This window comes from Plebeiibacterium sediminum, assembly GCF_026013605.1.
GTDB lineage: Bacteria > Bacteroidota > Bacteroidia > Bacteroidales > Marinilabiliaceae > Saccharicrinis > Saccharicrinis sediminus.
The window spans coordinates 43,958-50,600 of record NZ_JAPDPJ010000047.1 but is presented as its reverse complement, the minus strand read 5'-3'; the positions used below and the strand labels follow the sequence as shown (position 1 = coordinate 50,600).

At 31.9% G+C, this 6,643-nt stretch carries 6 protein-coding genes; all 6 read left to right on the top strand.

Annotated features, from left to right (window positions below; all coding sequences use genetic code 11):
• The first annotated feature begins 877 nt into the window (after positions 1–877).
• The 6 genes from OM075_RS17405 to OM075_RS17380 all read left to right on the top strand — a co-directional run bounded on the left by OM075_RS17405 (position 878) and on the right by OM075_RS17380 (position 6,619).
• Positions 878–1,534: a hypothetical protein gene (locus OM075_RS17405; RefSeq protein WP_301191812.1), complete on the top strand. Its 657-nt coding sequence runs from the start codon at positions 878–880 to the stop codon at positions 1,532–1,534.
• Between the two features lie 40 nt (positions 1,535–1,574).
• The gene (locus OM075_RS17400) at positions 1,575–2,438 is read left to right on the top strand and encodes a M48 family metallopeptidase (protein ID WP_301191811.1); all 864 of its coding nucleotides are present in this window, start codon (positions 1,575–1,577) and stop codon (positions 2,436–2,438) included.
• 71 nt (positions 2,439–2,509) lie between these two features.
• Positions 2,510–3,172, top strand: coding sequence for an energy transducer TonB (locus tag OM075_RS17395; protein WP_301191810.1), 663 nt, complete (start codon positions 2,510–2,512; stop codon positions 3,170–3,172).
• 268 nt (positions 3,173–3,440) lie between these two features.
• On the top strand, positions 3,441–4,565 hold the full coding sequence (locus tag OM075_RS17390; protein ID WP_301191809.1) for a hypothetical protein: 1,125 nt from the start codon (positions 3,441–3,443) through the stop codon (positions 4,563–4,565).
• A gap of 245 nt (positions 4,566–4,810) precedes the next feature.
• Positions 4,811–5,707: a DMT family transporter gene (locus OM075_RS17385; RefSeq protein ID WP_301191808.1), complete on the top strand. Its 897-nt coding sequence runs from the start codon at positions 4,811–4,813 to the stop codon at positions 5,705–5,707.
• 150 nt (positions 5,708–5,857) lie between these two features.
• Positions 5,858–6,619 (top strand): SDR family NAD(P)-dependent oxidoreductase, encoded by a 762-nt coding sequence (locus OM075_RS17380; protein ID WP_301191807.1) that lies wholly within the window; start codon positions 5,858–5,860, stop codon positions 6,617–6,619.
• The last annotated feature ends 24 nt before the right edge of the window (positions 6,620–6,643 follow it).

Sequence of the window (6,643 nt, the reverse complement as noted above, 5' to 3'; positions counted from 1 at the left end):
GCTTCTTTAAACTTTTTGTAATCAAATTCTTTTGTCATGAGGCAAAGTTATTTTCTTTTTAATCTATTATGACACAAAGTTTTGAACACTCTCAAAAAAAGTGACTCAATCAGAGAATATAGAAAGTCCATCATGTAAAATACCCTTCCAATCACCTCATTATTTTAATTAATCAGCAAATAATATCTTTCAATCAGAATCTATGACCTGTCCACTAGCCAAAAACTTAAGTCAATTATAAAATAATTTGTTATCATTAAACACATGTCCTTTTCCCTGTTCCATTCTGCATGTTCCATTACCTTTATTCCTTTCTACCCTGTAACCTTTAACCCAAAAAATTATGTTTTTATCAATTACAAATAACTTTTTGAATACATAATGAAACATTTGACTATTTATGGAGTATATTCAGACTCTAAATTATAACTAACGTAATATAAAGATGTCTTAAGAAATTATAAGTGTAATAAATAAAGAATATATTACTCATGTGCGTTTTAACAATATTGCCTTCAGTTATAAGAACTACACACAGATCTAGAATAGAATGATGAGAAAATTATTTACAATAGCTATTAGCCTTATTTTTATTCATGTATATGGACAAGACCATAAACTAATAAGTAAATAAGAAATCAAAGTGACGTATTTCAAATTGAAATTGATATAATGAATAAATCAGAATTTATTTTGAAGTACTATTATACTTTGTGGATAATATATATACTGCAGAATACATAAATTTTGGAGAAAGAAAATATGATTAATGAATTACTGTTAGTGATCATGATTTCTAATAATAAGAGCAGAATATTCTAATATTATAAGGCACAAAATCGAGCAAACAAAATGAAATAAGCAAAACTAACCATTAATGAAGAAATTACTGATCGCATCTATTGTCCTGTTTTTTTTAGGACTAATTTTAAAGTTGATACATTATCCATCATCAATTATAATCTTTTTAGGAACAGGATTATTCTTTATTTATAGCATCATCTTTTTTATAAAAGGAATAAAAGAAAAAAAGGCATTAAGTTTTGCTTTACTATCCAGCTCCTTTTTTTTAATGTACATACTGGCTCGCCTTTTTTATTGGACTACAATTCCTCTCTTTGGCATCTCGTTATATTTAATTATAGGCTTTGGTTTGGGCTTGCTAAGTTTTATTCATGTAAAAGCGTATCGATCATCTAATCTATGGGGAATTATAACAATGATCTGCTTGTTTGTATGCTCAGTTATCTTGACCAATATTTCAACAGATAAAATATATTACTTCTTTAATATTAGAGATTTAGTGAATAATTCCTGCGGAAACTTAATGTATGACATGGATAATTGGGATCATTACAGTTGGTTTCTTTATTGTGAGGGTGATTATACCGGTGCTCTTGAAGCCAATGAAATAGCAAAAACTGCAGCAATGGAGTTTAATAAACAAACTGATGGGGGAGTTGCAAGTTATCTGGAGGAACTGAAAGAACGTAATTCTCAGATTAAAACACAGAGCTGGGAAGAATATAAATAAAACCTTATCAAACACCCGAAAAATAAAAATCAAACATAAAATGAACAACAGATTAAACTATAAGGTAAGCTCCAAAGAAGGATTTTACTTTGGTATTAAGTTATTGGTAAGTATGGCGGCTTATGCTGCGTTAATACTATTATTTGTTAAAGGATCACCAATACCAATCAGCACTCATACAATAACCATTATTGTTTTATATGCAGTACTAATAGTATTTGCTCTTTTATTCAGAATGGGAATATTAGTGGGTTATTTGCGAGGTAATTCTATTAAACTTACTCAAAGTCAATTCCCCGATATTTATAAAATTGTTGTTGAGCAGTGTGAGAAAATAGGTTTAAAAAGAATTCCTGATGTATTTCTTTTACAAGCAGGAGGGTTGTTAAATGCTTTTGCAACACGTTTTATGGGCAGGAATTATATAGTTATTTATTCTGATGTATTAGAAGAGGCTTATGAGAAAAACCTGGCTTCGGTTGAATTTATCATTGGCCACGAACTAGGTCATATAAAAAGAAAACACCTTCAGAAACGATTATTTCTGTTTCCATCTTTTATCATTCCGTTTTTAAACCAGGCTTATTCAAGAGCATGTGAATATACCTGCGATAATATAGGAGCATCTTTAAGTCCTGATGGCGTTGTAAATGGATTGGTACTTCTTTCTTCGGGTAAAAAGCTATATGGTAGAGTTGATGTTAAAAATTTTGTGGAACAGGGAAAAACCCATAGAGGTTTTTGGGTATGGTTTGCCGAAAAAATATCTACACATCCTAACCTGACTAAAAGAATAGCCAAGTTTCCAATGCATACCACTACAAAATCACAACCCGTAATACATGAACAAAAAGTAAAGGAGTTTAGCAGCGGCGATCATAGTAAATATATGCCACAGTTGTAGCGTTTATAATCCTCTAATATTGGGGAATACAGAAAATTTCAGAAGGCATTATCTATTAAACTATAACAATTATGAAAATATTATTCTTATGTATTGCAGTACTATATTCTTATTGCTCATACAGTCAAACAAGGGATACCATATTTTACGACAATCATTGGGAGGAAACAAGTAGCAGTAACGCATCGTATTACAGAATCATTAAAAAGGACTTGCTATATGCTGTAACAGATTATTATTTAAATGGTCAAATTCAAATGAAAGGTTTTTATAAAACTCTTGATCCCGAAGTGAAGCATGGTGAGTTTGTATTTTATAATCAAAACGGAGATGTATCTAATATAGTGAACTATAAAAATGGGGTAGTCCGAAATGAGGTTAATTGCTACAATGAAAAAGGAGAATTAATTAAAGGAGACATTTTTGATGACGAATTAGATGTAATGCCTGAATTTGAAGGAGGTTGGAAAGGATTTGACGAATATGTTTCAAAGAATGTTGTTTTTCCTCGTGTAGCACAAGAAAATGGAGTTTGTGGACGAGTATATCTTACCTTCTGTATTATGCAAGATGGTTCAGTTGGTAATATAAAAGTCACCCGAAAAGCCGATAGATCATTAGATGAAGAAGCTATTCGGGTTATTAAGAGTTCCCCAAAATGGAAACCAGGAAAATTGAATGGTAAAAATGTTACAGTTGAGTATGACTATAGAATAAATTTTGCATTTGATTAAATTGGTATATAATGCGGTGCAAATTTTAAGCTTAAAGCTCTATCGTAACAGTTTAAATAGTATTATAATTCAATAACGTAACTTTTCTAAATTTTCAGAGTAAGTATAGAGGTTATTTCAAATAACGTAATTTAATACAGTTTTAATGACGGATACAATGCCAATTTATGTATGTAAATAACATTAATATGACGGATACTGAATTAGGTTGCGTTTAGAAATGAGTTGGCAATAATTTAAAAGCAGTTACAGTAGAAATAAATAGATAATGAATTCACCTAAATATATTTACGATTCAATTTTACAAGCAATTAATATTAAGTATTTCACTATACCTACTAAACAAGCATCAGATAGTTATTTTCCGGATTATATAGCGAACTTACTTTATGAATACCGTGATTATTATAGTTTTAATTTAGACAAAATAGTAGATGCGATTGTGCCATTTAAGGAAGGAACTAAGTCTTTAATATTACCTAAAATTAAAGATTTAACAAATGCAATAATAAATACAGTTGAACTATATTTTAAAGGTAAAGTATCTGAGGCATCAAGTAGTTTTTTTGATGTTTTGGATAAATTATTATTCAGCGATATTGGTATAACTACAACTATTGAAAAGGGAACTACATTTTATAGAGCACGTTCTGGTAATGGGACTCATTTTAATAAAAAAGATTTATTTCATATAGATTTTAAACACAGGAATGTAGTTTCAACCAACCGTTATAGTATCCCCGGTTTTCCCGCTCTTTACTTGGGAGATACAACTTATGTGTGTTGGGAGGAGTTTGATAGGTACAGATTAAGGGATTTATGGTTTACAAAAGTAATTAATGAAGAAAAATTAAATGTTCTCCAAATTCATAGAATTGAAGACCTATTTGTCGAATTAGAGCATATAAGTGAAGATTATCGAGTGACTTATTTGCTCCGATATTTAGTTACTTTTCCTCTAATATTAGCCTGTACTGTCAAGGTACTAAATACAAAGGGAAGTTTTAAACCAGAATACATTATCCCACAATTATTATTAGAATATGTAAGTAAAAAAGATGAAATCGACGGGGTGAAATTTCCTTCTACTAAAGTTAATTACTCAAGACTAGAAGGAGTGAAGGCATATAATTATGTTTTTCCCGTTAGAGAAATATCAAAAGATGGTTATTGTTCTCATTTACAACAAAAATTTAGCTTATCTGAACCGTCCTCGCTTGAGTTAGAAGAAATATTAAGAAACCCGAATTCTGCACCTATCATAATGGGTGGGGATTTACCTGACCGACTAGAAAAAATTGAACTTGTTAAAGGGCAAAAAACTTATTATAGCTACACTTCTTTTGGTAATATAGAAAAGTGTTTAGAAGAAAAAGAAGTGAGTTCTTTATAAAAAAAACTATTGCCAACACTTTGCCTCTAATGTAGGGTTGCTTGCATACCCTACAGATTAGAGGGTTTGTTGAACTAAACATTTCTCCAAAGTTAAACGTAAAATTCAGTAAATTTTTTCTATTCAATCTATACTTATTTTGGTGAACTTTATAATCTATTATTAGTTTCTTAATCTGTGTAAACCCTACCAATCCTTTATAAAGACCAATCAAACTTTTATCTTTGCAGCACTAAAAATATATAATGATGTGGATAATTCTGGGTTTGGTTTCTTGCTTTTTATTGGGGATTTATGATATCAGTAAAAAGTTATCGTTAAATAATAATGCGGTTATTCCGGTGCTGTTTTATGCCTCACTTACCGGAGCATTACTTTTTGTTCCGCTTATTATTGCCTCTTATCTGAATTATTTATCACCAGAATCTTTATTTTATGTAGCGCCCATAGCCTTAAAAACGCATTTTTTACTATTTATAAAATCGTTTATTGTAGGTGTTTCGTGGGTGTTTGCATTTTTTGCATTAAAGCATTTACCCATCACCATTATTACACCAATCAGAGCAACTGGTCCGGTGTGGACTTTAATAGGAGCTTTGGTTATTTACCACGAAACCTATACTATCTGGCAGTGGATTGGAATTGTTGTGGTTATTTTGTTTTTCTACTATTTTTCGCTGGCAGGAAACAAGGAAGGGATTAATCTGAAACGAAACAGGTGGGTGCTTTTTATTATGCTGGCTACCTTTTTCGGAAGCTTTAGTACTTTGTATGATAAGTATTTGATTGCCAATTTCGATAGAATGGCCATTCAAGCCTGGTTTTCTATTTATATGATACTCGTTTTTCTTCCATTTCTGTTTTTTCTATGGTATCCCAATCGAAAAAAAGGCGAAGCCTTTCAATGGCGATGGTCGATACCAGTAATTGGAATTATTTTAAGCATAGCAGACTTTTCGTATTTCTATGCCTTAACCTATCCCGGTTCCCTAATCACCATCCTGTCCGTATTACGACGAACCAGTGTAATCATATCTTTTTCATTAGGAGCTTTGATCTTCAAAGAAACCAACCTAAAACGAAAAGCAATTGCCCTGATTGGTATTATGATTGGTGTATTAATTATTGTTTTAGGAAGTTGATTTTATTAGTTTTATCCTGAAAACCGCTCTTATTATATCTTAGCAATTACATTTCTGTATCAAAATATTCTGTTAACCTCTATGTTTTAGGATGTTTGATACCATGTAAATAAATCTACTAAAAAGAATAAGAGCAATAAGCTTCATATCATGTCACGAATATTTATAACAGGATCATCAGATGGCTTAGGACTTTTAACCGCTAAAAAACTAATAAGCCAGGGGCATCAGGTTGTGCTTCATGCACGAAACAATGAAAGAGCCAAAGATGCCATGCAACAAGCTCCGGGAGCAGAAGCAGTTGTTGTGGGTGATTTGTCTGTTATTTCAGAAATAAAACAACTGGCCATACAAGTAAATATGCTTGGTAAGTTTAATGCCATTATTCATAATGCAGGTATTTTGCATGTTCCGGAAAAAGCTCAAAGTAAAGATGGCTTGCCTCTGTTATTTGCTGTCAATACGCTGGCTCCTTACATGCTTACAGCATTAATCGATCGTCCGGAAAGGTTGATTTACCTAAGCTCGAGTATGCACCGTCAGGGCGATGCCGGTGAATTTATGCTGGAATCCATTGCTCAGGGTAAAGCTTTTCCGAGTTATTCCGATACCAAACTTTATGATTTGATTTTGGCATTAGCTTTTAGTCGTAAGTGGCCCGATATTGTTGTAAATGCGGTTGATCCGGGTTGGGTACCTACCAAAATGGGAGGAGCAGGAGCACGGGATAATCTGGATAAAGGATATGAAACACAAGCTTGGTTAGCTGTTTCAGTGGAAGCTAAGGCTTTACATAGTAGTCGTTTGCTTTTTCATAAACAAGAAGTAGATTCTAAACAACAAGCAGCCCAGGTTGAAATTCAGGATAAGCTATTAAAGGTTTGCGAAGAGATTTCACATGTATCATTGTAACAGATTAAAGAATCAGTAACCATT

Bases quoted from the DNA above. Each gene is read 5' to 3' on its own strand.
- OM075_RS17400 (WP_301191811.1), top strand. From the start codon at position 1,575: ATGAACAACAGATTAAACTATAAGGTAAGCTCCAAAGAAGGATTTTAC.
- OM075_RS17395 (WP_301191810.1), top strand. From the start codon at position 2,510: ATGAAAATATTATTCTTATGTATTGCAGTACTATATTCTTATTGCTCA.
- OM075_RS17385 (WP_301191808.1), top strand. From the start codon at position 4,811: ATGATGTGGATAATTCTGGGTTTGGTTTCTTGCTTTTTATTGGGGATT.
- OM075_RS17380 (WP_301191807.1), top strand. From the start codon at position 5,858: ATGTCACGAATATTTATAACAGGATCATCAGATGGCTTAGGACTTTTA.
- OM075_RS17405 (WP_301191812.1), top strand. From the start codon at position 878: ATGAAGAAATTACTGATCGCATCTATTGTCCTGTTTTTTTTAGGACTA.
- OM075_RS17390 (WP_301191809.1), top strand. From the start codon at position 3,441: ATGAATTCACCTAAATATATTTACGATTCAATTTTACAAGCAATTAAT.